We start from the raw sequence: 25,306 nt of genomic DNA, 5'->3' as shown, positions 1-25,306 counted from the left end.
CCCCCAATCGGATTTGAGTTGATTACCAGATGTACGCTAAAACTTCTCCACCAACTTGGGCTTTGCGGGCTTCTTTATCAGTTAAGACGCCTTGTGGTGTTGAAAGAATCGCTATTCCTAATCCACCAAGCACTTTAGGAATTTCGTTACTCTTTGCGTAAACACGCAAACCTGGTTTACTAATACGTTTTAATCCAGTAATTACACGCTCATTATTTGAACCGTACTTTAAAAATAAACGGATGATCCCTTGTTTATTATCTTCAACAAATTCAGCATCACGGATAAATCCTTCACGTTTTAAAATTTCGGCAATATCTCTTTTGATTTTGGATGCTGGTACTTCAACGATTTCATGACGAACAATATTTGCATTTCGAATACGAGTTAGCATATCTGCAATTGGATCTGTCATCGCCATAACGAAAAACCTCCTTCCCTAACTAGGTTTTACCAACTAGCCTTCTTCACTCCAGGAATTTGCCCTTTGTAAGCAAGTTCGCGGAAGCAAATACGACACAACTTAAACTTACGCATTACACTATGTGGACGACCACAGCGTTCACAGCGAGTATATTCTCTCACTTTAAATTTTTGAGGCCGTCTTTGTTTAGCGATCATTGACTTTTTTGCCACGCTATTTCCTCCTCAAATTTAAGATCACTTATTTTGCAAAAGGCATTCCTAACTGATTTAATAACTCATGAGCTTCTTCATCAGTATTTGCAGTTGTAACAAATACAATATCCATTCCACGAATTTTATCGATCTTATCATATTCAATTTCCGGGAAAACCAATTGTTCTTTTAAACCTAATGTATAGTTCCCACGACCGTCAAAAGCTTTATTGGATACTCCACGGAAGTCACGCACACGTGGTAATGACACATTAAATAACTTGTCGATAAAATGGTACATACGTTCACCGCGAAGAGTTACTTTTACACCAATAGGCATCCCTTCACGTAATTTAAATCCAGCAATAGATTTTTTTGCACGAGTTACAACAGGTTTTTGACCAGAGATTAACTCTAAGTCAGCAACAGCACTATCTAAAACCTTTGGGTTTTGAACGGCATCACCAACACCCATATTGATTACTACTTTCTCTACACGTGGTACCTGCATCACAGAAGCGTAGTTGAATTTTTGCATCAATGCAGGAACAACTTCTTTACTATATTTTTCTTGTAATCTTGCTGCCATTGTTTTTGCCTCCCTTCTTCACCTGACTACTTATCTAACTCTTCGCCAGACTTTTTAGCAATACGCACTTTTTTACCATTAGCTAAAATTTTATGCCCAACTCTTGTTACTTCACCGGTTTTAGGGTCAACTAACATCACATTTGAAGAATGAATTGGAGCTTCTTGAGATACAATGCCGCCATTTGGGTTTGCTTGAGATGGGCGTGTATGTTTCTTAACAATATTTACACCTTCAACAAGTACACGTCCTTCTTTTGGAAAAGCTTCTAAAATACGACCTTTTTTACCCTTATCCTTACCACTAATAACAATAACTGTATCGCCTTTTTTAACATGAAGTTTATTTTTTGAGGATTTCATAAAAGCACCTCCTTTTAAAACAATTCCCTTAGGATATTTAGATAACCTCTGGAGCTAGAGAAATAATTTTCATAAAGTCCTTTTCACGCAGCTCACGTGCTACTGGACCAAAAATACGAGTTCCACGAGGACTTTTATCATCTTTGACAATAACAGCCGCATTCTCATCAAATCGGATATAAGATCCATCATTACGACGAACACCACGTGTAGAACGAACAATAACCGCCTTAACTACGTCACCTTTCTTGACAACGCCTCCTGGTGTCGCTTCTTTTACCGAACAAACAATAACGTCACCAATATTAGCAAATTTACGATGAGAACCACCTAATACTTTGATAGCCATTAGTTTTTTAGCACCGGAGTTATCTGCTACTTGTAATAACGTTTGTGGTTGAATCATTGAATAGTCCCTCCTTCCGGAACATGAGTAAATATACAGTTTATTAGATAATTACAGCTTCTTCAACAACCTCAACTAATCTCCAACGCTTATCTTTGGATAATGGTCTGGTTTCCATAATTTTAACAATATCGCCAATTTTCGCTTGATTGTTTTCATCATGAGCTTTAAATTTTTTGGTGTATTTAATACGTTTTCCGTATAATGAATGCTTTTTATAAGTTTCAACAGCAACGACGATGGTTTTATCCATTTTGTCACTAACAACTTTACCTATTTGTACTTTACGTTGATTACGCTCTGACATTTGATAACCTCCTTTCAGGATTATTTACTGATCCCTAATTCTCTTTCACGCAAAACAGTTTTCGCACGTGCGATCGCTTTGCGCACTTCTGAAATGCGCGTTGGAGTTTCTAATTGACCTGTTGCCAATTGAAATCGGAGGTTGAATAATTCTTCTTTTAAAGAATTGATTTTTTGTTCTATTTCAGCAGTGGTCATATTTCTTAACTCATTAGCTTTCATTTGCGTCACCACCCACTTCTTCACGCTTAATAAACTTAGTCTTAATTGGCAGCTTATGGGATGCCAGACGCATAGCTTCACGTGCTACTTCTTCAGAGACACCAGCTAATTCAAACATAACTTTACCAGGTTTTACAACCGCTACCCATTTTTCTGGAGAACCTTTACCACTACCCATACGAACTTCAAGCGGTTTTTGAGTAACTGGTTTTGAAGGGAAAATCTTAATCCATACTTTACCGCCACGCTTAATATAACGTGTCATTGCAATACGAGCTGCTTCAATTTGACGATTCGTTACCCATGCTGGTTCTAATGCCTGTAATCCGTATTCACCGAAAGCTATCTCTGTGCCGCCTTTAGCGCGACCACGCATTTTTCCACGATGTTCTTTACGATGTTTTACACGTTTTGGCATCAACATAATTATCTGCCTCCTTCCTTTGTTTCTCTATTCTTCGCAACAGGAAGAACATCCCCGCGATAAATCCAAACTTTTACTCCTAGACGTCCATAGGTTGTATGTGCCTCTGCAGTACCGTAGTCAATATCTGCACGAAGTGTATGAAGAGGAACAGTTCCCTCACTATAACCTTCACTACGAGCAATTTCAGCCCCACCTAAACGTCCACTTACTTGAGTCTTAATTCCTTTAGCGCCGGCACGCATTGTACGTTGAATCGCTTGTTTCATAGCGCGGCGGAAAGAAATACGACGCTCTAATTGTTGTGCAATATTTTCAGCAACTAATGTTGCATTGACGTCTGCATTTTTTACTTCACTAATATTGATATGAACCTTTTTACCAGTCATCTTGCTTAACTGTTGACGAAGAACTTCTACTTCTGCTCCACCTTTACCAATAACCATACCAGGTTTTGCAGTATGAATGGTAATATTCAAACGATTTGCAGCTCTTTCAATTTCAATTTGAGGAACTGCAGCATCATAAAGGCGTTTCTTTAAGAATTCACGAATTTTGATATCTTCAAGTAAAAGATCAGCATAATCTTTACCTGCATACCATTTTGAATCCCAGTCGCGTATAATTCCTACACGAAGTCCATTTGGATTAACCTTTTGACCCACGCTTTATCCCTCCTTTTTTTCCGTTAATACAACAGTGATATGACTCGTACGCTTATTGATACGACTTGCACGTCCCATAGCTCTTGGACGAAAACGTTTCAAGGTAGGACCTTGATTTGCATATGCTTCACTAACCACTAGTTCTTCAACATTCATATTATAATTATGCTCTGCATTCGCAATCGCAGAGTTTAACACTTTTTCAATAACTGGAGAAGCTGCTTTTGGCGTATGGCGAAGAATTGCAATTGCTTCTCCAACTTTTTTGCCCCGAATAAGATCTAATACAAGACTTACCTTGCGAGGAGCAATCCGCACGTATCTGGCTACAGCTTTTGCTTGCATGAACGTAAACCTCCTCTCAACTCAATTAGCGCTTGGTTTTCTTATCATCGCCAGCATGTCCTTTGAAAGTACGTGTAGGTGCAAATTCACCTAACTTATGACCAACCATATCCTCAGTCACATAGACTGGTACATGTTTCCTTCCATCATACACGGCAATTGTGTGTCCAACAAAATCAGGGAAAATAGTAGAACGACGAGACCAAGTTTTGATCACTTTCTTTTCATTTTTTTCGTTCATTTCAACGACCTTTTTCATTAGATGATCATCTACAAAAGGTCCTTTTTTCAAACTACGCCCCATACATAAACCTCCCTTCGAGATGAAGAATAGTGGCAATTGACATATTACTTCTTACGACGACGTACAATATATTTATCAGATGCTTTATTTTTCTTACGAGTTTTGTAACCCAATGTTGGTTTACCCCAAGGAGATACAGGTGATTTACGTCCGATAGGAGCTTTACCTTCTCCACCACCGTGTGGGTGATCGTTAGGATTCATAACAACCCCACGAACAGTAGGTCTTTTACCTAACCAGCGTGAACGTCCAGCTTTACCGATCGTTACGTTTTCATGATCTAAGTTACCTACTTGACCAACAGTTGCACGGCATTCTTTACGAATCATGCGCACCTCGCCAGAGCCAAGGCGAATGATTACGTAGTCTCCATCTTTACCTAGTAATTGTGCTTCAGCACCAGCAGCACGAGCTAATTGTCCACCTTTTCCAGGCTTTAGTTCAATATTGTGAATGACTGTACCAACTGGGATGTTTTCAAGTGGAAGTGCATTCCCAATTTTAATATCTGCATTTGGACCAGATTCAATTTGATCGCCAACCTTTAATCCTAAAGGTGCAAGAATATATCTTTTTTCACCGTCAGCATAATTGATTAAAGCAATATTTGCTGAGCGGTTTGGATCGTATTCAATCGTCGCTACGCGTCCAATCACATTATCTTTGTTACGTTTAAAATCAATGATACGATATTTACGTTTATGACCGCCACCTTGATGACGTACAGTAATTTTCCCTTGATTATTACGTCCAGCATTCTTGTTTAAAGGCGCTAACAAGGATTTTTCCGGTTTATCTGTGGTGATTTCTTCAAAAGTTAACACTGACATTCCGCGACGGCCAGCTGAAGTTGGTTTATATTTTTTGATTGCCATTGTGTTTTCCCTCCTTCACTGATGAATTAAACTTCAAAAATTTCGATTGGTTTGCTATCTTCTTTTAATGTAACAACTGCTTTCTTCCAAGCAGATGTATATCCACTAAAACGACCATAGCGTTTAGGTTTTGCAGGCATTTTAATGGTGTTTACTTTAGCAACTTTAACTCCAAAAATACTTTCGATCGCAGATTTGATCTCTGTCTTGTTTGAACGCATATCTACTTCAAAAACATATTTATTTTCTGCCATTAAATCACTTGTTCTTTCAGTAACAACTGGGCGCTTAATGATATCGCGAGGATTTTTCATTACGCAAGCACCTCCTCTACTTTCGCCACTGCCTCTTTCGTCATGATCAACTTATCATGTTTTAAGATATCAACAACATTGACACCTTCAGCAGATACGAATTTAACCCCTGGAATATTACGTGTTGATAATGCCAAAACATCATTGTAATCTTTATCAACGATTAATGCTTTACGATCTACTTTTAAATTATTTAAGATGACAGCCATTTCCTTTGTCTTTGGTGCAGATAATACAATTTCATCCAATACGATGATTTGACTATCTAAAACTTTACTGGAAAGTGCTGATTTTAACGCTAAACGGCGAACTTTTTTAGGAAGTTTGTACGCATAACTTCTTGGTGTTGGACCAAAAACTGTACCACCACCAACCCATTGTGGAGCACGAATACTTCCTTGGCGTGCACGTCCTGTCCCTTTTTGACGCCATGGCTTACGACCACCACCACGCACTTCAGAACGACCTTTAACTTTGTGAGTTCCCTGACGTAAAGACGCTTGTTGCATGACAACAGCATCATGTAGTACTGACTCATTAGGTTTTATTCCAAAGACAGCGTCAGATAACTCGATTTCTCCTATTTGAGCACCATTTACATTATATAGAGCTACTTTTGGCATAGCGAATCCTCCTTTCCTACAACAACTTACTTACCTGCATTTTTTACTGTTTCTTTAATGACAACATAACTATTTTTTGGACCAGGAATAGAACCTTTTACAAGGATAACGTTACGATCTGTATCCACTTTTACAATTTCAAGGTTCTGAATTGTTACTTGGTCTGTACCCATACGTCCTGGCAATGGTTTTCCTTTCAATACTCGGTTTGGAGCAATTGCTCCCATAGAACCTGGGCGTCTGTGATAACGTGATCCGTGCGCCATTGGTCCACGAGATTGATTGTGTCTTTTAATGGAACCAGCAAAACCTTTACCTTTTGTTGTTCCTGTTACGTCAACCATCTCACCTTCAGCAAATAAGTCAGCCTTGATTTCTTGTCCTACAGCGACATCCATAGACATGCCACGGATTTCTTTTATGAAGCGCTTAGGTGCTGTGCCAGCTTTTTTTGCATGACCTAGCTCTGGTTTATTTGCACGGAATTCCTTTTGATCATCGAAACCTAATTGAACAGCTTCATAACCGTCATTTGCAAGGTCTTTTTTTTGAAGAACAACACAAGGGCCTGCTTGCACTACAGTAACTGGTACTACTTTGCCTTCAGGAGTAAAAACTTGTGTCATTCCTAGTTTTTTCCCTAAGATTCCTTTGGCCATATTTGCCACCTCCTATATCTATTTCAACACATTTTCTCATTATAATTTGATTTCGATATCTACACCAGATGGTAAATCCAATCTCATTAATGAATCAACTGTTTGAGGTGTTGGATTTAGAATATCGATCAAACGCTTGTGTGTGCGCATTTCAAATTGCTCACGAGAATCTTTATATTTGTGAACTGCTCTAAGGATTGTGTAAACTGATTTTTCTGTTGGTAAAGGAATTGGTCCAGATACACTTGCCCCAGAACGTTTTGCAGTTTCAACAATTTTCTCAGCGGATTGATCAAGAATTCTGTGATCATATGCTTTTAAACGAATTCTAATTTTTTGTTTTGCCATTTAAATTCCCTCCTTCTCGCCCATTTTATTAACGGACAGTTTCTCAGTAGAAATTTCCTGCTCACATCCATGGCAAAGGGGCCGGGTGTGTCAGCAACCTTCTACCTCATCGCAGTCCTTTGACCAACGATAAATATTATATAAAAAAGAGTCTATTTATGCAAGTTTTATTTTCAATTAATTATTTTGAACGATTTGGTAACGTTGAAAAACATATAGACCAAGGAGGATAATCAATCCACCAATGATCTGTATTAGGGTGGGTGCTTCTTTATATATCAAGGTTGCTAAAATTGAGGCGCCGATTGGTTCCCCTAACAATACCATTGAAATCGTTGTAGCATTCGTATATTTAATTGCCCAATTAAATACGGTATGACCTAGGATATTGGGTATCACAGCTAAGGCAATGAAAACGATCCAGTCAGTTTTTTCGTATTGAGTAAATGAATAGTGAAAAGAAAACGAGTAAATCACCAAAATGATCGTTGAAGAACCATAGACTAATAATGTGTAGGGAAGTAATGTTAATCTTGTTCTTACTTTTTGCCCAAACAGCCAATAAACTGTCACCATAAGTGCACCTAACAATGCAAGTAGATCACCCAAAAGTGCTTTTCCGCTGATACGAAAATCTCCAAGGCCGATCAAAATGCCTCCGATAATTGAAACAAGGCTACCTAATATAGAAAGTAAGGGATATCTCTTTTTAAAAAAAATAGATTCTCCGATCATTGAGAAGATGGGTGACATCGTAACCAATACGACTGAGCTTGCAATAGAAGTATACTTTAGTGATTCGAACCATGTAATAAAGTGAAATGCCAGAAAAAGTCCTGATAAAAAAGAGTATAGGTAATCTTTCTTCTGCAACTTCTTCATCTCTTGAAAATGAAAAAAGAACGTTGGAATGATCATAATTAAAACAGTAAACATCATCCGATAAGTAGCAATGATCGCAGAGGGAGCTGTTGTTTGTTTTACAAGTATAGCGGATGAAGAGACAGCGATGATTCCTATGAATAAAGCTATGGCTAATTTTATTTGGCTGGGTTTATCAGAATTCATTTTATATCCCCCACCTCAGAAAAAAAGAGCCTCAATTGAGGCCCTTTTATTTTAAGATGTTATTACTTAGAAATAGAAGCTACAACTCCAGCACCAACAGTACGTCCACCTTCACGAATAGCGAAGCGTGTACCTTCTTCAATAGCGATAGGAGCAATTAGTTCAACATCCATAGTAATGTTATCTCCAGGCATAACCATTTCTGTACCTTCTGGTAATTTGATAACACCAGTTACGTCAGTTGTACGGAAATAGAATTGAGGACGGTATCCGTTAAAGAATGGAGTATGACGTCCACCTTCTTCTTTTGTTAAGATATAAACTTCTGCTTTGAATGTAGTATGAGGTTTAACAGAACCTGGCTTTGCTAATACTTGTCCGCGCTCGATCTCTTTACGATCAACACCGCGTAATAAAGCACCGATATTGTCACCAGCTTGTGCTTGGTCTAGAAGCTTGCGGAACATTTCTACCCCAGTAACAACAGATTTTTTAGTCTCTTCATGAATACCAACGATTTCAACTTCATCTTGAACTTTAACAGTACCACGCTCAACACGACCTGTTGCAACAGTACCACGACCTGTAATGGAGAATACGTCCTCAACAGGCATTAAGAAAGGTTTGTCAGTATCACGCTCTGGAGTTGGAACATATTCGTCAACTGCAGCCATTAATTCATGAATTGCATTAGCCCATTCACTGTCTGGATTTTCTAATGCTTTTAATGCAGAACCTTTAACAACTGGAATGTCGTCGCCAGGGAATTCATATTCAGATAGAAGATCACGAATTTCCATTTCAACTAATTCTAATAGTTCTTCGTCGTCTACCATGTCAACTTTGTTCATGAATACAACGATGTATGGTACACCTACTTGACGAGAAAGAAGAATGTGTTCACGGGTTTGTGGCATTGGACCATCAGCAGCAGAAACTACTAGGATGGCTCCGTCCATTTGTGCAGCACCAGTGATCATGTTTTTAACATAGTCAGCGTGTCCTGGGCAGTCAACGTGTGCATAGTGACGATTTGCAGTTTCATACTCAACGTGTGCAGTTGAGATAGTGATACCGCGTTCGCGCTCTTCTGGAGCTTTGTCGATTTGATCATAAGCAGTAGCTTGCGCACCACCTGTTTTAGCTAATACAGTAGTGATTGCAGCTGTTAAAGTTGTTTTACCATGGTCAACGTGTCCAATCGTACCAATGTTAACGTGTGGTTTAGTACGTTCAAATTTTGCTTTTGCCATTTTAATAATCCTCCTTAAGTATATATTTATTTAAAAGAAAGGTACCCGCAGAAAAATCTGCAGGTAAAATTCTATGTGGTTTTTAATACAAGAAATTATTCTCCCTTATTCTTGGCAATGACAGTCTCAGCAATGCTCTTTGGAACTTCTTCATAATGGTCAAAGTGCATGGAATAATTACCACGACCTTGAGTACGCGAACGAAGTGCAGTTGCATAACCAAACATCTCTGCTAATGGAACCATTGCACGAATATTTTGGGCTCCTGAAGCAGCTTCCATCCCTTCAATACGACCACGACGGGAGTTAAGATCACCCATTACATCGCCCATATATTCTTCTGGAACAGTAACTTCAACTTTCATTACAGGTTCTAGAAGAACAGGATCACATTTAGATTTTGCAGCTTTTAATGCCATAGAACCAGCAATCTTAAATGCCATTTCTGAAGAGTCAACATCATGGTAAGATCCGTCAACAATGGTTGCTTTTAGATCAATAACAGGATAACCTGCTAGCATACCATTTTGCATGGACTCCTCAATACCAGCCTGAACCGCAGGGATATATTCTTTAGGAACGACCCCACCAACGATTTTATTTTCAAAAATAAAACCTTGGCCTGGTTCAAGTGGTTCAAATTCAATCCAGACGTGACCATATTGTCCGCGACCACCAGATTGACGAACAAATTTACCTTCAACCTTCGCAGGTTTACGAATGGTTTCTTTGTATGCCACTTGAGGAGCACCTACATTTGCTTCAACTTTAAACTCTCGACGTAAACGGTCTACGATGATATCTAGATGTAATTCACCCATACCAGCAATAATGGTTTGTCCAGTTTCTTCATCTGTATGAGTCTTAAATGTTGGATCTTCTTCTGCTAATTTAGCTAAAGCTAGACCCATTTTATCTTGGTCAGCTTTTGTTTTTGGTTCCACAGAAAGACGAATAACTGGTTCTGGGAATACCATTGATTCCAAAATGATTGGAGATTTTTCATCACAGAGCGTATCACCAGTTGTCGTATCTTTAAGACCGACAGCTGCTGCGATATCCCCGGCATAAACGGTACTAATCTCTTCTCTATGGTTTGCATGCATTTGCAGGATACGACCGATACGTTCGCGTTTCCCTTTTGTAGAGTTTAATACATAGGAACCAGAGTTTAGCGTACCAGAGTATACACGGAAGAAAGTAAGTTTACCAACATACGGGTCAGTCATGATTTTGAATGCTAATGCAGAAAATGGTTCACTATCATCTGCATGTCTCTCAGCCTCGGTTTCATCTTCCAAGTGTCCCTTAATCGCTGGAATATCAAGTGGAGATGGTAGGTAATCAACGACAGCATCAAGCATAAGCTGAACACCTTTGTTTTTATATGAAGAACCACATAGTACAGGGAAAATCTCTACATTGATTGTTCCCTTACGAAGACCAGCTTTAATCTCTTCTTTTGTGAATTCTTCTCCTTCAAGATACTTCATCATTAAATCTTCATCAAGCTCTGCAACAGATTCGATTAACTTTGTTCTCCATTCTTCAGCTAATTCCTTGTATTCTGCTGGAATTTCACGCTGTTCTGAACGAGTGCCTAGATCATCTAAATAATAATAGGCAACCATATCAATCAAGTCGATAATACCTTGAAATTGATCTTCTGCCCCAATCGGTAATTGAATTGGAACAGCCTTTGCTTGTAAACGGTCATGAATCGTTTGTACTGACTTTAGGTAATCTGCACCAAGTATATCCATTTTGTTTACATAGACAATACGTGGTACTCCATAAGTCGTAGCTTGCCTCCAAACGGTTTCAGTTTGGGGTTCAACACCGCTTTTTGCATCAAGTACTGTTACAGCTCCATCCAATACGCGTAAAGAACGTTCAACTTCTACTGTAAAGTCTACGTGTCCTGGGGTATCAATAATATTGATTCGGTGACCTTTCCACTGAGCAGTTGTAGCAGCAGAAGTAATGGTGATGCCGCGTTCTTGTTCTTGTTCCATCCAGTCCATCGTTGCAGCGCCTTCATGCACTTCTCCGATTTTATGGGTACGACCGGTATAGTAAAGAATACGCTCAGTTGTTGTAGTTTTACCCGCATCAATATGAGCCATGATCCCAATATTACGAGTATTTTGTAAGGAGAATTCTCTTGCCATATTATTTTCTCCTTTCTAGTTCGTTTTGTTAGATTACCAACGATAGTGCGCAAAAGCTTTATTTGCTTCAGCCATTTTATGAGTATCTTCACGTTTCTTCACAGAAGCACCAGTGTTGTTTGCTGCATCTAAAATTTCAGCAGCCAAACGCTCTTCCATGGTCTTTTCTCCACGAAGGCGTGAATAGTTTACTAGCCAACGTAACCCTAATGTTGTGCGGCGTTCTGGTTTAACTTCAACTGGAACTTGGTAGTTCGCGCCACCAACACGGCGTGCTTTAACTTCAAGAACAGGCATAATATTTTTTAATGCTTGATCAAACACTTCCATAGGATCTTTACCAGTACGATCTCTTACAATGTCAAATGCACTATATAAGATGTTTTGGGCTACACTTTTTTTACCATCAACCATCATACGGTTAATTAGACGAGTTACTAATTTACTATTATAAATTGGATCAGGCAATACATCTCTACGAGGTACAGGACCTTTACGTGGCATTCCGTCTCCCTCCTTTTTCTTCGTTATTTATACCATTAATACATTATTTCTTCTCTTTTGGACGCTTTGTACCATATTTAGAACGGCCTTGTAGACGATTTTGAACACCAGCGGTATCTAAAGCGCCACGAACGATATGATAACGAACCCCAGGTAAGTCCTTAACACGTCCACCACGAACAAGAACAACACTATGCTCTTGCAAGTTATGACCGATACCAGGAATATATGCCGTTACCTCGATCCCGTTTGATAAACGCACACGCGCATATTTACGAAGAGCAGAGTTTGGTTTTTTAGGCGTCATTGTACCCACACGAGTACATACTCCACGTTTTTGAGGGGAGTTTTGATTTGTTTGCTCTTTTTTAAAGCTATTATAACCTTTTTGCAAAGCTGGAGATTTTGATTTAACAACCTTTTTCTCTCTTCCCTTACGAACGAGTTGGTTAATTGTTGGCATACTGCCACCTCCTTCCGCATATTTAAGCCCACAGATCCAGGCGGTTCAAAAAACCTCAAAATAAATTGCATGACAAACATCAAAGTCACATAAAGCAACTTGATGTTTATCTTGCAACTTTAATCTTTCAAAATAGCAACAGCTGCAGCCCCTACTTCAATTCCAGAGGCTTTACCTAGTTGCTTCATTGAATCAACATATGTGACGATGAGGTTTTTTTCAGCACCAAACTGAATCACCTTCGAAGTTAGACGTTTATCGGCATCCTTCGCAATTATGATCTCTTGAGCAAGATTTTGCTCAATGGCTTTTAGTGTTTGTTTCAGTCCTATAGATAAGTGCTTTGCCTGTTTTACTTTTTCATAAGACATTTTTACATCCTCCAAAGTACAGGATTTACGCACACTTAAAAATATTATCACCATCAACTTAAAATGTCAATTCTTTTTATGATTCAATTTTTACTACTTCTGGTTCCTCAACAACTAAAGGCTCTGCTTTTTTGATACGAATGTTTCGATATTTAGATAATCCCGTTCCAGCTGGGATTAGTTTACCGATAATCACATTCTCCTTAAGACCTAATAGCTTATCGATCTTTCCTTTAATTGCTGCTTCAGTTAGCACACGTGTCGTTTCTTGGAAAGATGCAGCAGATAAAAATGAATCTGTTTCAAGGGAGGCTTTTGTGATTCCAAGTAAGACTGGCCTTGCAATAGCTGGGTCTTTTCCATTCATAAAGGCATGCTTGTTTGCTTCTTCATATTCATGAACATCTACCATTGATCCTGGAAGTAGATCTGTTCCACCATTCTCAATTACCCGCACTTTACGTAGCATTTGTCTTACCATGATTTCAATGTGTTTATCGTTGATTTCTACACCTTGTAAACGATATACTCTTTGAACTTCTTGTAAAATATAGTTTTGAACCCCTCGTAAGCCTTTAACCCTTAGCATTTCTTTTGGATCAACAGAACCCTCAGTTAATTCATCTCCAGCATCAACTTGAGAATTGACTGAAACTTTAATTCTAGATCCAAATGGTACAGCATAAACTTTTACTTCTGTTTCACCAGTAACTTCTATTTCACGACGGTCTTTCCCGTCTCGAATATCTGTTATGATACCATCTATTTCGGTAATAACTGCTTGCCCTTTTGGATTCCGTGCTTCAAATAATTCTTGAATACGTGGTAGACCTTGTGTAATATCGTCTCCAGCAACCCCTCCAGTATGGAAAGTTCTCATGGTCAACTGAGTACCTGGTTCACCGATCGATTGGGCTGCAATTGTTCCTACTGCTTCGCCAATTTCGACTATTTTACCAGTCGCAAGGTTTCGTCCATAACATTTTTTACATACACCATGTCTTGTTCTACAACTTAGTACTGAACGAATAGATAGGCCTCTGATTTTGGCAGCAGTAATTTTTTCTGCTTTTTCCTCATCAATCAATTCATTTCGTTGAACAATGACTTCATCAGTTTCTGGATGACGAATGGTTTCAAGTGAATATCTACCTACAATTCGATCGTAAAGGTTTTCGATCACTTCGTTTCCATCTTCGATATTCTTTACAAATAATCCTTTATCCGTACCGCAATCTTCTTCACGTACGATCACGTCTTGTGCGACGTCAACCAAACGACGGGTTAAGTAACCTGAGTCAGCAGTACGTAAAGCTGTATCCGCTAGACCCTTTCTAGCACCGTGTGTTGAGATAAAGTACTCTAGCACAGTTAGTCCTTCACGGAAATTCGATTTAATCGGTAATTCGATAATTCGACCTGATGGTGCCGCCATAAGTCCACGCATACCTGCTAACTGAGTAATCTGTGAAACGTTACCACGTGCACCTGAATTCGCCATCATATAAATGGAGTTAGAACGGTCTAAAGAATCCATTAGAACCTCTGTTAAATCATCCTTTGCTTTGCTCCATATCGAAATAACACGATCATATCGCTCATCTTCTGTAATTAAACCACGACGATATTGTTTAATTACATTTTGAACCTTCTCTTCTGCGTCGCGAAGAATCTGATCTTTTTCTTTTGGTACGATAACATCTGATACTGCAATAGTAATACCTGCTTTTGTAGAATAGGTGAATCCAAGTTCCTTTATTCTATCAAGGATAATCGAGGTTTGTGTTGTATGAAAACGTCTAAATACTTCGGCAATGATTGAACCTAGATAACCTTTTTTCACTGCACCACGGTTTGGTATGTTTTTAATAAATTCGCGTATATTAACCCCTTTATCATAGATAAAGTAATCGTCAGGAGTACCTTCAATTAAATTTTCTTTTGTAGGTGCATTGATATAAGGAAACTCTGGCGGGAAAATTTCATTAAAAATAATTTTCCCTATTGTAGTGACAAGGAGTGCCTTTTGTTGTTTCTCAGTAAACGACGTTTTCTTTAACGCTTTTACAGGTATTGCAACCCTTGCCTGAAGTGTCGCATATCCATTTTGGTAAGCTGCAATAGCCTCATCTGGACTATGAAAGATCATTCCTTCCCCTTTGTCACCTTCTGTCTCAATGGTTAGATAATAACAACCTAGTACCATATCCTGAGAAGGGGTAACAACAGGTTTTCCATCTTTCGGGTTCAGTATGTTATTTGCTGCTAGCATTAGTAATCTTGCTTCTGCTTGTGCTTCAGCAGAAAGAGGGACGTGAACAGCCATTTGATCCCCATCAAAGTCAGCGTTATAAGCAGTACAGACCAAAGGATGCAACTTAATTGCGCGCCCTTCAACCAATGTAGGTTCAAATGCTTGAATTCCTAACCTGTGTAAAGTAGGGGCACGGTTCAGTAATACAGGATGCTCTTTAATAACTTCTTCTAAAACGTCCCATACCTCAGGGCTAACTCGTTCCACTTTTCTCTTCGCACTTTTAATGTTATGTGCGATGCCTTTGCTAACAAGTTCTTTCATCACAAAGGGTTTAAAGAGTTCAAGCGCCATTTCTTTTGGCAAACCACATTGATACATTTTAAGGTTTGGACCAACAACGATAACTGAACGTCCTGAGTAGTCTACCCTCTTACCTAAAAGATTTTGACGGAAGCGACCTTGTTTACCTTTAAGCATATGACTCAAAGATTTTAAAGGACGATTCCCAGGACCTGTAACAGGTCTTCCCCTACGACCGTTATCGATTAAAGCATCTACTGCCTCTTGAAGCATTCTCTTTTCGTTTTGAACGATGATATCAGGTGCTCCTAAATCTAGTAGTCTTTTTAAACGGTTATTTCGGTTGATCACTCGACGATACAAGTCGTTTAAATCTGATGTAGCAAAACGACCTCCATCTAACTGTACCATTGGACGTAATTCTGGAGGAATAACTGGTAAGACATCTAATACCATCCAAGAAGGAACATTACCAGATATTCTAAATGACTCAAGAATTTCTAATCTTTTAATGATTCGATTTCTTTTTTGGCCTTGAGCCGTTTTTAATTCTTCCTTCAGAAAATCAACTTCTTTATCTAAGTCGATCTCTTCAAGAAGCTTTTTAATCGCTTCAGCCCCCATTCCTGCTTGGAAGGAAGGGCCATATTTCTCTCGATAAGTTCGGTATTCTTTTTCAGAAAGTAGTTGTTTTTTCTCTAGAGGTGTCTCTCCAGGGTCTGTAACTACATAAGAAGCAAAGTATATAACTTCTTCTAATGCTCGGGGTGACATATCAAGTACTAAGCCCATTCGGCTTGGGATTCCTTTAAAATACCAAATATGTGATACTGGGGCTGCTAATTCAATATGCCCCATTCTCTCTCGACGAACTTTTGAACGAGTAACTTCAACTCCGCATCGGTCGCAGACAACACCTTTGTATCGCACTCGTTTATATTTCCCACAATGACATTCCCAATCTTTTGTAGGACCAAAGATTTTTTCGCAGAATAAACCTTCTTTTTCTGGCTTTAATGTTCGATAGTTAATCGTTTCCGGTTTCTTTACTTCCCCATGAGACCAAGAACGGATTTTTTCAGGAGAAGCTAGACCGATTTTCATAAATTCAAAATTGTTCACATCCAACAAAGGGCATACCTCCCTTATTATTCAAACCAGTCGTTCTAATTGACGTATTCTTCATTTCCTTCAAGATTTAATGTTAGTTTTTCAGTGTGATGATCATCTTCATCATCAAGTTCTTTCATTTCAATCTCTTCTTCGTTTTCGGAAAGAATCTTCACGTCCATTCCTAAGCTTTGTAGCTCTTTGATCAATACTTTAAAGGATTCAGGAACTCCTGGTTCAGGAACATTCTCCCCTTTTACGATAGATTCATAAGTTTTAACACGACCAACTACATCATCTGATTTTACGGTTAGAATTTCTTGTAGTGTATAGGCCGCTCCATAGGCTTCAAGTGCCCAAACTTCCATTTCACCAAAACGTTGTCCACCAAATTGCGCTTTACCACCTAATGGCTGTTGTGTAACTAAAGAATATGGGCCAGTTGAACGAGCATGAATCTTATCATCAACCATGTGCGCTAATTTGATCATATACATCACACCAACGGTTACTGTTCTTTCGAACGGCTCTCCCGTTCTACCATCATAAAGAATCGTCTTTCCGTCCCTTGAGAATCCAGCTTCTTCAAGAGCATCAAAAACATCATTTTCTCTTGCACCATCAAAGACCGGTGTCGCAACATGAATCCCTAATGCTTTTGCAGCCCAACCAAGGTGGACTTCTAATACCTGCCCGATGTTCATCCTTGACGGAACACCTAATGGATTTAATACAATCTCAACAGGTCTTCCGTCTGGTAAAAATGGCATATCTTCTTCAGGTAGTACTCGGGCGATAACCCCCTTATTACCATGTCGTCCAGCCATTTTATCCCCTTGAGAAATTTTCCGTTTTTGAGCGATATAGACACGTACCAACTGATTTACACCTGGAGGTAGTTCGTCTCCATTCTCTCGAGTAAATACTTTAACGTCGACAATGATCCCATCTTGTCCATGAGGCACTCTTAAAGAGGTGTCTCTTACTTCACGCGCCTTTTCACCAAAAATTGCATGTAGTAATCTCTCTTCAGCTGTTAATTCTGTTACCCCTTTAGGAGTTACTTTTCCGACTAGGATATCGCCAGGTCGTACCTCAGCTCCAATTCGAATAATCCCACGCTCGTCTAAATTCTTTAAAGCTTCTTCACCGACATTGGGAATATCCCTAGTGATTTCTTCAGGCCCAAGTTTTGTATCTCTTGCCTCTGACTCGTATTCTTCGATATGGATTGAGGTATAAACATCCTCTTTGACTAGTTTTTCACTTAGAAGGATCGCATCCTCGTAGTTATATCCTTCCCATGTCATAAAGGCAACTACAACATTCCTACCTAGCGCAATTTCTCCCATTTCAGTCGAAGGACCATCGGCAATAATGTCGCCAGCTTTTATTACATCTCCTTTACGAACAATAGGCCTTTGATTAATACATGTTCCTTGGTTAGAACGCATGAACTTATGAAGTTTATATTTTACAATATCTCCACTAATAACCCTGCCATCAATCTCTTTTTGTTCACGAATCCATATTTCACGTGCATCTACACGCTCTACAATACCGTCTTGCTTTGCAACAATACAAACACCAGAATCTTTGGCTGCCTTATGCTCCATTCCAGTTCCGACCAATGGTGCTTCAGGTACTAATAACGGAACAGCTTGGCGCTGCATGTTAGAACCCATCAAGGCACGGTTTGAGTCATCATTTTCCAAGAATGGAATCATTGCAGTTGCCACAGAAACAACCTGTTTTGGAGATACATCCATAAAGTCTACACGTTCTTTTGGTACAATCAGGTTTTCATTTTTGTATCTAGCAACAACTTCATCTTCTAGGAAGTTACCCTCATCATCTAACTTCGCGTTTGCTTGAGCAACAACATAGTTATCTTCCTCATCCGCAGTTAAATATACAATTTGATCAGTAACGCGATGAGTTTCAGGATCTACTTTTCGATAAGGAGTTTCAATAAAACCATATTCATTTACTCTTGCATAACTTGATAAAGAGTTGATTAACCCAATGTTAGGACCCTCTGGAGTTTCAATCGGACACATTCTGCCATAATGTGAATGGTGAACGTCACGAACTTCAAACCCAGCCCTTTCTCTTGTTAAACCTCCAGGACCTAAGGCACTTAAACGCCTTTTATGTGTTAACTCTGCCAGAGGGTTAGTTTGATCCATAAATTGTGATAACTGACTACTACCAAAGAACTCTTTAATCGCAGCTATCACTGGTCTTATATTAATAAGAGCTTGAGGGGTAATCATATTTGCGTCTTGAATCGACATTCTTTCGCGAACGACTCTCTCCATCCTTGATAATCCAATTCGGAATTGGTTTTGTAATAATTCTCCTACTGAACGTAAGCGTCTATTACCAAGGTGGTCAATATCATCTGTATCCCCTACCCCATATAACAAATCAATAAAGTAGCTTATAGAGGCTATAATATCTGCTGGTGTAATATGTTTTATCGATTTGTCAATGATGCGATTTGAGATTACTTTGATTACTTTACCATCTTCAATTGGTGAAAAAATATTGATCGATTGTAAAGGAATGGTTTCTTCTACAACTCCACCCCTTGGTTCTAATTCAATATAATTAACACCATTTTCAAGGAAAGGCAAAATTTTATCTAATAATCTTCGATCAATCACTTGGCCAGCTTCTGCAATAATTTCCCCTGTTTCTGGGTCAACAAGCGTTTCAGCTAGTCGTTGATTAAATAACCTGTTTTTAATATGAAGCTTTTTATTTACTTTATATCGGCCAACTTCAGCCAAATCATATCTTTTTGGATCAAAGAATCTTGAAACTAATAAACTTTTTGCATTTTCAACAGTAGGTGGTTCTCCAGGGCGTAGACGCTCGTAGATTTCAATTAACGCTTTCTCAGTGGAATCTGTATTATCTTTGTCTAAGGTATTTCTTATATATTCATTATCACCTAACAAATCGATGATCTCAGCGTCTGTCCCAAATCCTAATGCCCGCAAAAGTACAGTAACTGGTAGCTTTCTAGTCCGATCAATTCGAACATAAATCACATCTTTAGCATCAGTTTCTAATTCTAGCCAAGCACCACGGTTAGGAATCACAGTGGAAGTAAAAGCCTTTTTACCGTTTTTGTCAACTTTTGTGCTAAAATAAACACTAGGGGAGCGAACTAATTGACTGACAATAACCCTCTCTGCTCCGTTGATAATAAATGTTCCGGTGTCCGTCATTAGCGGGAAGTCTCCCATAAAAACTTCTTGTTCTTTTACTTCACCAGTTTCCTTATTAATCAAACGCACTTTTACTCTTAGTGGTGCAGCATAAGTTACATCTCGCTCTTTGGAGTCGTCTACAGAATACTTGGGTTCTCCTAAACTATAATCGAAGAACTCTAAAATTAAATTCCCTGTAAAGTCCTGAATAGGAGAGATATCTTTAAACATCTCCCTTAGCCCGACATCCAAAAACCAATCATAAGACTTTTTTTGGACTTCAATAAGATTAGGTACCTCCAATACCTCTTTGATTCTAGCATAACTTCTACGTTGTCTTCGGCCTAACTGTACAAGATGACCCGCCAAGTCTTTTCACCCCTTAAGACCAGTGTTTTGAAATGCAAACAAAAAGAAAAATGGGTTAGATAACCTCATTTTTATTCAACTTATTATATTATTGATTTCTTTCCATTTTTTAATAAATCCATTCTCATCTATGTAAAAATTATTGTATAAGATGATTGACAGAAATTTTCTAACTTAGCATTTTGTAATATTACCACAAACGAAATATGTAGTCAAGCCTTGAAATTCATTTATTTCGTATTCTTGATAATATAATATCCTTTACTACGTGCTACAATTTCTACCGATGAAAATAAGGTATTCAGTTTGTTGGTGGCTGAAGGTGCACCCTGCTTTTTTTGTATGACGATCCAAAACTCCCCACCTTCACGTAAATGGTTAAAGGCACCCTCGAATAGTTCAAATACAACGGATTTACCTGCTCTTATTGGAGGATTTAACATAATTAAATCGAAGTTCTTTTTATCTATATGATCGAAACCATTACTATGTTTGACTTCTAATGAAACCTGCTGATTGATTAATGACTGGTTTAGGCGAATATTTTCCTTTGTGAGATTAATCGCTCTTTCATTAATATCTACGAAAAGAACATAACCATGATCTAATAGCGAAGCAATCGTAATTCCTACTGGTCCATAACCACAACCCATATCTAATATTTTTTTATGATTTGAGAGTTTGACAGTTTCTATTAATAAGGAAGTGCCAAAATCAACTCTTTGTTTTGAGAAAACCCCTGCGTCTGTTTTGAATGTAAAGATTTTATTATAAAAATTAGCTTTGAACCATCTTTCATCATGGGCAACATTTGGACTTTGGGTATAATAGTGCTCACTCATAAAAAACTCCTTAGGGATTTGAAATAGATTTTAAAAAACCCGCTGAGCAATCAGCGGGTTATACATTAATCAAGATTATTTAACTTCAACAGATGCTCCAGCTTCTTCTAATTTAGCTTTAATAGAATCTGCTTCTTCTTTGGAAACTTTCTCTTTTAATGGTTTTGGAGCATTATCAACAAGCTCTTTTGCTTCTTTTAAGCCTAAACCAGTGATTTCGCGAACAACTTTAATTACGTTGATCTTTGAAGCACCAGCACTTGCTAAGATAACATCAAATTCAGTTTGTTCTTCAGCTGCTTCAGCGCCTGCAGCTGCGCCACCAACAACAGCTACAGGAGCCGCTGCAGTAACACCAAATTCTTCTTCAATTGCTTTTACTAAATCATTTAATTCAAGAACAGACATATTTTTAATCGCTTCAATAATTTGCTCTTTACTCATTTTTATTTTCCTCCTATTTTATCAAATTATAATTTTGTATAACAGGTATTAAGCCTCTTGTCCGGCATTTTTTTCTGCAACGGCTTTAACAGCAAGTGCCATATTACGCATTGGAGCTTGTAATACACTAAGCAACATAGAAAGTAATCCTTCGCGTGATGGTAATGAAGCTAAAGCTTTTACTTCATCGACACTAACAAGTTTGCCTTCTAGTACCCCAGCTTTAATCTCTAATGCTTCGTGTTTTTTAGCAAAATCAGCAAGTACTTTTGCTGGAGCAACAACATCATCAAAACTAAATGCGATGGCAGTAGGGCCAGTTAAAAATTGATCAATCTCTGTAAGTTCAACTTCAGCTGTCGCACGGCGAACCATGGTGTTTTTAAGTACTTTGTATTCCACACCGGCTTCACGAAGGGCTTTACGAAGTTCTGTTACTTCAGCAACATTTAGACCACGATAATCTGTAATGATTGTTGTTTTGCTATCACGTAGTTTTTGAGCAATTTCTGCAACTAATTGCATTTTTTCTTCACGAACACTCATCTTTACACCTCCTGCATCACATAATTCCCGTAGAACAACCATTAAAAAATGCCTTCGCAAACAGCAAAGGCATAATAATCCCGAAGAATATATTAGAACCTCGGTAGGATATTAAGCTTTATGCACCTACTGTCTACGGTAAAATGATTATTTAGTTACTTACAGTTTTATATAGTAGCACAACAAAGGTTATATGTCAAAATCCTTTATTTTACAACTTTAGATAAATTGATTTTGACACCTGGTCCCATTGTTGAGCTTACTGTCACATTACGTACATATTGTCCTTTAGCAGCTGCTGGTTTTACTTTAATTAAAGTATCAATAATCGTTTGTAAGTTCTCAATAAGCTTTTGATCATCAAAAGAGACCTTACCAATAGGAGCATGGATATTTCCTGCTTTATCTACACGATATTCAATCTTACCAGCTTTAATTTCATTTACTGCTTTAGCAACATCAAAAGTAACTGTACCAGTTTTAGGGTTTGGCATTAATCCTTTTGGACCTAGGACACGACCAAGTTTACCTACTGCTCCCATCATGTCCGGTGTTGCAACAACAACATCAAATTCAAACCAACCTTGTTGGATTTTATTGATGTAATCTTCATCACCAACATAATCTGCCCCAGCCATTTCGGCTTCTTTTGCCTTTTCCCCTTTAGCAAATACCAATACGCGTTGTGTCTTACCAGTTCCGTGTGGTAATACAACTGCGCCACGAATTTGTTGATCTGCCTTTTTGGGGTCAACTCCTAAACGAACAGCAACTTCTACTGTTTCATCAAACTTAGCTGGTGCTACTTTTTTCACAAGTGCAACAGCCTCTGCAGGATCATATGTTTTTGCCTTATCTACTTGTTTTAAAGCCTCTAAATATTTTTTACCAAATTTAGCCATTTTTCTTTCCTCCTTTGTGGTTATGCGGTTATACCTCCCACGATTTAGGGTTGGCTACATTAAACCAACCCCGTCCAAGCCATCTCATTAGCATTAGTCTTCAATTACGATTCCCATGCTACGCGCTGTACCTTCTACCATTCGCATAGCTGCTTCTACACTAGCTGCATTTAAATCAGGCATTTTTTGCTCAGCAATTTGACGTACTTTATCGCGTTTTACTGTAGCAACTTTTTTCCTATTTGGTTCACCAGAACCACTTTCTATTCCAGCAGCTTTTTTAAGTAATACTGCAGCAGGTGGGGTTTTTGTAATAAATGTAAAAGAACGATCCTCAAACACAGAAATCTCAACAGGAATAATCAATCCTGCTTGATCTGCTGTACGAGCATTAAATTCTTTACAGAATCCCATAATATTTACACCTGCTTGACCAAGCGCAGGACCAACTGGTGGTGCTGGGTTTGCTTTTCCAGCAGGAATTTGAAGTTTAACAACTTTGATTACTTTTTTCGCCATACGACACACCTCCTAAATTCGTAATGCGTTGTAGTTCGATTAAATTTTTTCAATTTGTGTAAAATCTAATTCAACAGGAGTTTCTCTACCAAACATGTTAACTAACACTTTAACTTTATGTTTCTCTGCATTGATTTCTTCAATATGACCAACAAAGTTTTGAAATGGCCCTTCAATGACTTTTACGTTTTCTTTTAATACAAAGTCTACTTTAGGACGAGCCTCTTCCATTCCCATTTGTTTAAGAATCGCTTTGGCTTCCTCGTCCAATAGGGGGGTTGGTTTAGAACCAGCGCCAGATGAACCCACAAAACCTGTAACACCAGGTGTGTTACGAACGACATACCACGAATCATCTGTCATAATCATTTCTACTAAAACATAGCCTGGAAAGACTTTTTTCATGGTAGATTTCTTTTTTCCGTCCTTGTTCTCAATTTCCTCTTCCATTGGAACAAGAACTCTAAAAATCTTATCTTCCATGCCCATGGATTCAACCCGTTTTTCCAAATTGGTTTTTACCTTATTTTCATACCCTGAATAAGTATGAAGGACATACCATCTTTTTTCCATACTACGATTGGACGCTTGTCCATACCCTCCCTTTTCAGGCAATTACTTTCCTAACCCTATTAGTTGCAACAATGAAGAAATCCCTAAGTCAACCACAAAAAAGAAGACTGTTACGAAAACGACAGTAGAAACCACAATCGTCGTGTAACTAACCAACTCTTTTCGATTAGGCCAGCGAACTTTTTTAAGCTCACGTATCCCATCACGAATAAAATCTATTGTTGAAGTAAATCCGTTTTTGATTTTGTTGAGAAATCCCATAACCGCACCCCCATTATCGAGTTTCGCGATGTAATGTATGATCATTACAGAACTTGCAATACTTCTTCATTTCAATGCGGTCAGGATTGTTTCGCTTATTCTTATTTGTGGTATAGTTGCGTTGTTTGCATTCGGTGCAAGCTAATGTTACTATAACCCGCATGGTTGTACACCTCCCACGTTCGATCTTTCAGTCACCATATTAAATAATCCTTAACGGCATCATTTGCACATCATAAATGTGTATTTGCATGGTTACCTCAAATACTTTATCACAATCGAATTTTGATGTCAAGATTTTTTATACTATATTGTTATTGTTCTGTGATATTGTCATGTTATAACTGTTCAGAGAAAATGTCACTATGGGACAGGAGAAGATTACATTGACAAAAGCAGAACTCAAAAAAGTATTGGTCATTGAAAAGCTTGTTTCTCGTCAAATTAAAGTGGAGGAAGCTGCAACCCTACTGCAACTTTCTACCCGACAGGTTTTGCGCCTTAAAAAAACCTATCTTAAGGAAGGAGCTGAAGGCATTGCCCATAAAAATCGAGGGCGTAAACCTGTTCATGCGATTGCAGATTCAATCAAGGATCAAGTCGCTTCGTTGTATCAAAACACTTACCATGGCTGTAATAACTGTCATTTTGCCGAACTATTGCAGGAACATGAATCCTTGACTCTTAGTGTGTCTACTGTTCGCCGCATTCTCTTGGAGAAAGGACTGAAGCAAGTAAAACAACGACGCCGAGGAAGTATTCATCGTCCCCGCAACCGCAAGCCCCAAGCCGGGATGCTTTGGCAGATTGATGCCAGTGCTTATGCCTGGCTAGAGGATAGAGGGCCCAAACTTACATTGCATGCCGCAATTGACGATGCTACCGGAATAGTTGTTGGTGCTGTTTTCCGTCCTACAGAAACCCAAGAGGGTTATTTCACCGTTATGCAACAAGCTATTGAGCAATATGGCCTTCCACTTGGTTTGTACAGCGATCGGCATACGATCTTCCGATCTCCCAAGGAATCGTTAACTGTAGAGCAGGAATTAGCGGGTGAAATCAAGCCGTTATC

33 protein-coding genes and 1 other annotated feature are annotated in these 25,306 nt (G+C 38.6%); of the genes, 1 reads left to right on the top strand and 32 read right to left on the bottom strand.

Annotation, left to right across the window (positions count from 1 at the left end; genetic code table 11):
• Positions 1–22: 22 nt before the first annotated feature.
• The 32 genes from rpsH to rpmG all read right to left on the bottom strand — a co-directional run bounded on the left by rpsH (position 23) and on the right by rpmG (position 24,397).
• The gene (gene rpsH / locus TEPIDINF_RS14290) at positions 23–421 is read right to left on the bottom strand and encodes a 30S ribosomal protein S8 (protein WP_068727234.1); all 399 of its coding nucleotides are present in this window, start codon (positions 419–421) and stop codon (positions 23–25) included.
• Between the two features lie 29 nt (positions 422–450).
• Positions 451–636, bottom strand: a complete 186-nt coding sequence (locus TEPIDINF_RS14285) for a type Z 30S ribosomal protein S14 (RefSeq protein WP_068727232.1) — start codon at positions 634–636, stop codon at positions 451–453.
• 28 nt (positions 637–664) lie between these two features.
• Entirely contained in the window at positions 665–1,207 is a 543-nt protein-coding gene (gene rplE / locus TEPIDINF_RS14280) for a 50S ribosomal protein L5 (protein WP_068727230.1), read from the bottom strand.
• A 26-nt stretch (positions 1,208–1,233) separates the two neighbouring features.
• A complete protein-coding gene (rplX, locus tag TEPIDINF_RS14275) occupies positions 1,234–1,569 on the bottom strand; it encodes a 50S ribosomal protein L24 (protein WP_069799551.1) in 336 nt (111 codons plus the stop codon).
• A gap of 37 nt (positions 1,570–1,606) precedes the next feature.
• On the bottom strand, positions 1,607–1,975 hold the full coding sequence (rplN, locus tag TEPIDINF_RS14270; protein WP_068727225.1) for a 50S ribosomal protein L14: 369 nt from the start codon (positions 1,973–1,975) through the stop codon (positions 1,607–1,609).
• 43 nt (positions 1,976–2,018) lie between these two features.
• On the bottom strand, positions 2,019–2,282 hold the full coding sequence (gene rpsQ / locus TEPIDINF_RS14265) for a 30S ribosomal protein S17 (protein ID WP_068727222.1): 264 nt from the start codon (positions 2,280–2,282) through the stop codon (positions 2,019–2,021).
• Between the two features lie 20 nt (positions 2,283–2,302).
• Positions 2,303–2,503 carry a 50S ribosomal protein L29 gene (rpmC, locus tag TEPIDINF_RS14260; RefSeq protein WP_068727220.1) on the bottom strand — a complete coding sequence of 67 codons (201 nt, stop codon included), beginning with the start codon at positions 2,501–2,503 and terminating at the stop codon, positions 2,303–2,305.
• Positions 2,493–2,927, bottom strand: coding sequence for a 50S ribosomal protein L16 (gene rplP, locus TEPIDINF_RS14255; RefSeq protein WP_068727218.1), 435 nt, complete (start codon positions 2,925–2,927; stop codon positions 2,493–2,495). Before rplP ends, rpmC begins: the two co-directional genes overlap by 11 nt.
• Before the next feature lie 2 nt (positions 2,928–2,929).
• Positions 2,930–3,592, bottom strand: a complete 663-nt coding sequence (rpsC, locus tag TEPIDINF_RS14250; RefSeq protein WP_068727216.1) for a 30S ribosomal protein S3 — start codon at positions 3,590–3,592, stop codon at positions 2,930–2,932.
• Positions 3,593–3,595: 3 nt separating this feature from the next.
• Complete coding sequence (gene rplV / locus TEPIDINF_RS14245; protein WP_068727213.1) at positions 3,596–3,937, bottom strand: 50S ribosomal protein L22; 342 nt, start codon at positions 3,935–3,937, stop codon at positions 3,596–3,598.
• A gap of 25 nt (positions 3,938–3,962) precedes the next feature.
• Complete coding sequence (gene rpsS, locus TEPIDINF_RS14240; RefSeq protein ID WP_068727211.1) at positions 3,963–4,241, bottom strand: 30S ribosomal protein S19; 279 nt, start codon at positions 4,239–4,241, stop codon at positions 3,963–3,965.
• Between the two features lie 44 nt (positions 4,242–4,285).
• Positions 4,286–5,116, bottom strand: a complete 831-nt coding sequence (rplB, locus tag TEPIDINF_RS14235) for a 50S ribosomal protein L2 (protein WP_069799553.1) — start codon at positions 5,114–5,116, stop codon at positions 4,286–4,288.
• A gap of 26 nt (positions 5,117–5,142) precedes the next feature.
• Positions 5,143–5,430 (bottom strand): 50S ribosomal protein L23, encoded by a 288-nt coding sequence (gene rplW / locus TEPIDINF_RS14230; RefSeq protein WP_068727206.1) that lies wholly within the window; start codon positions 5,428–5,430, stop codon positions 5,143–5,145.
• Positions 5,430–6,053, bottom strand: a complete 624-nt coding sequence (rplD, locus tag TEPIDINF_RS14225; RefSeq protein WP_421692371.1) for a 50S ribosomal protein L4 — start codon at positions 6,051–6,053, stop codon at positions 5,430–5,432. Before rplD ends, rplW begins: the two co-directional genes overlap by 1 nt.
• A 26-nt stretch (positions 6,054–6,079) precedes the next feature.
• Positions 6,080–6,712: a 50S ribosomal protein L3 gene (gene rplC / locus TEPIDINF_RS14220; protein ID WP_069799555.1), complete on the bottom strand. Its 633-nt coding sequence runs from the start codon at positions 6,710–6,712 to the stop codon at positions 6,080–6,082.
• Positions 6,713–6,751: 39 nt separating this feature from the next.
• On the bottom strand, positions 6,752–7,060 hold the full coding sequence (rpsJ, locus tag TEPIDINF_RS14215) for a 30S ribosomal protein S10 (RefSeq protein ID WP_068727202.1): 309 nt from the start codon (positions 7,058–7,060) through the stop codon (positions 6,752–6,754).
• A 177-nt stretch (positions 7,061–7,237) separates the two neighbouring features.
• Positions 7,238–8,128 carry a DMT family transporter gene (locus TEPIDINF_RS14210; protein WP_069799558.1) on the bottom strand — a complete coding sequence of 297 codons (891 nt, stop codon included), beginning with the start codon at positions 8,126–8,128 and terminating at the stop codon, positions 7,238–7,240.
• 62 nt (positions 8,129–8,190) lie between these two features.
• Positions 8,191–9,381, bottom strand: a complete 1,191-nt coding sequence (tuf, locus tag TEPIDINF_RS14205) for an elongation factor Tu (protein WP_421692370.1) — start codon at positions 9,379–9,381, stop codon at positions 8,191–8,193.
• A 95-nt stretch (positions 9,382–9,476) separates the two neighbouring features.
• Positions 9,477–11,552, bottom strand: coding sequence for an elongation factor G (gene fusA, locus TEPIDINF_RS14200; RefSeq protein WP_068727197.1), 2,076 nt, complete (start codon positions 11,550–11,552; stop codon positions 9,477–9,479).
• Between the two features lie 33 nt (positions 11,553–11,585).
• Complete coding sequence (gene rpsG / locus TEPIDINF_RS14195; RefSeq protein WP_068727195.1) at positions 11,586–12,056, bottom strand: 30S ribosomal protein S7; 471 nt, start codon at positions 12,054–12,056, stop codon at positions 11,586–11,588.
• Between the two features lie 43 nt (positions 12,057–12,099).
• On the bottom strand, positions 12,100–12,519 hold the full coding sequence (gene rpsL / locus TEPIDINF_RS14190; protein ID WP_068727192.1) for a 30S ribosomal protein S12: 420 nt from the start codon (positions 12,517–12,519) through the stop codon (positions 12,100–12,102).
• 119 nt (positions 12,520–12,638) lie between these two features.
• The gene (locus tag TEPIDINF_RS14185) at positions 12,639–12,890 is read right to left on the bottom strand and encodes a 50S ribosomal protein L7ae-like protein (protein WP_068727190.1); all 252 of its coding nucleotides are present in this window, start codon (positions 12,888–12,890) and stop codon (positions 12,639–12,641) included.
• Positions 12,891–12,966: 76 nt separating this feature from the next.
• Complete coding sequence (gene rpoC, locus TEPIDINF_RS14180; RefSeq protein WP_421692369.1) at positions 12,967–16,578, bottom strand: DNA-directed RNA polymerase subunit beta'; 3,612 nt, start codon at positions 16,576–16,578, stop codon at positions 12,967–12,969.
• Between the two features lie 35 nt (positions 16,579–16,613).
• A complete protein-coding gene (gene rpoB / locus TEPIDINF_RS14175; protein WP_421692368.1) occupies positions 16,614–20,147 on the bottom strand; it encodes a DNA-directed RNA polymerase subunit beta in 3,534 nt (1,177 codons plus the stop codon).
• Between the two features lie 230 nt (positions 20,148–20,377).
• Positions 20,378–20,989 carry a class I SAM-dependent methyltransferase gene (locus tag TEPIDINF_RS14170; RefSeq protein WP_421692367.1) on the bottom strand — a complete coding sequence of 204 codons (612 nt, stop codon included), beginning with the start codon at positions 20,987–20,989 and terminating at the stop codon, positions 20,378–20,380.
• 75 nt (positions 20,990–21,064) lie between these two features.
• On the bottom strand, positions 21,065–21,433 hold the full coding sequence (rplL, locus tag TEPIDINF_RS14165) for a 50S ribosomal protein L7/L12 (protein WP_068727181.1): 369 nt from the start codon (positions 21,431–21,433) through the stop codon (positions 21,065–21,067).
• Positions 21,434–21,481: 48 nt separating this feature from the next.
• Entirely contained in the window at positions 21,482–21,979 is a 498-nt protein-coding gene (gene rplJ, locus TEPIDINF_RS14160; protein WP_084818825.1) for a 50S ribosomal protein L10, read from the bottom strand.
• A 33-nt stretch (positions 21,980–22,012) separates the two neighbouring features.
• Positions 22,013–22,136 (bottom strand) — a sequence feature (ribosomal protein L10 leader region).
• 49 nt (positions 22,137–22,185) lie between these two features.
• A complete protein-coding gene (gene rplA, locus TEPIDINF_RS14155; RefSeq protein ID WP_068727177.1) occupies positions 22,186–22,881 on the bottom strand; it encodes a 50S ribosomal protein L1 in 696 nt (231 codons plus the stop codon).
• A gap of 93 nt (positions 22,882–22,974) precedes the next feature.
• The gene (gene rplK / locus TEPIDINF_RS14150; RefSeq protein ID WP_068727175.1) at positions 22,975–23,400 is read right to left on the bottom strand and encodes a 50S ribosomal protein L11; all 426 of its coding nucleotides are present in this window, start codon (positions 23,398–23,400) and stop codon (positions 22,975–22,977) included.
• Between the two features lie 39 nt (positions 23,401–23,439).
• On the bottom strand, positions 23,440–23,973 hold the full coding sequence (gene nusG, locus TEPIDINF_RS14145) for a transcription termination/antitermination protein NusG (RefSeq protein WP_069799598.1): 534 nt from the start codon (positions 23,971–23,973) through the stop codon (positions 23,440–23,442).
• Between the two features lie 42 nt (positions 23,974–24,015).
• Positions 24,016–24,234, bottom strand: a complete 219-nt coding sequence (gene secE, locus TEPIDINF_RS14140) for a preprotein translocase subunit SecE (RefSeq protein WP_068727173.1) — start codon at positions 24,232–24,234, stop codon at positions 24,016–24,018.
• A gap of 13 nt (positions 24,235–24,247) precedes the next feature.
• Complete coding sequence (gene rpmG, locus TEPIDINF_RS14135; protein WP_082732547.1) at positions 24,248–24,397, bottom strand: 50S ribosomal protein L33; 150 nt, start codon at positions 24,395–24,397, stop codon at positions 24,248–24,250.
• A gap of 223 nt (positions 24,398–24,620) precedes the next feature.
• Here rpmG and TEPIDINF_RS14130 point away from each other — a divergent pair.
• A partial coding sequence (locus TEPIDINF_RS14130) for an ISNCY family transposase (RefSeq protein WP_421691277.1) occupies positions 24,621–25,306 on the top strand: 686 nt, incomplete at its 3' end.

The sequence above is a fragment of the Tepidibacillus infernus genome, assembly GCF_048898065.1.
Taxonomy (GTDB): domain Bacteria; phylum Bacillota; class Bacilli; order Tepidibacillales; family Tepidibacillaceae; genus Tepidibacillus_B; species Tepidibacillus_B infernus.
The sequence above is the reverse complement of the archived record's forward strand: the minus strand, read 5'-3'. Positions and strand labels throughout refer to the sequence as shown.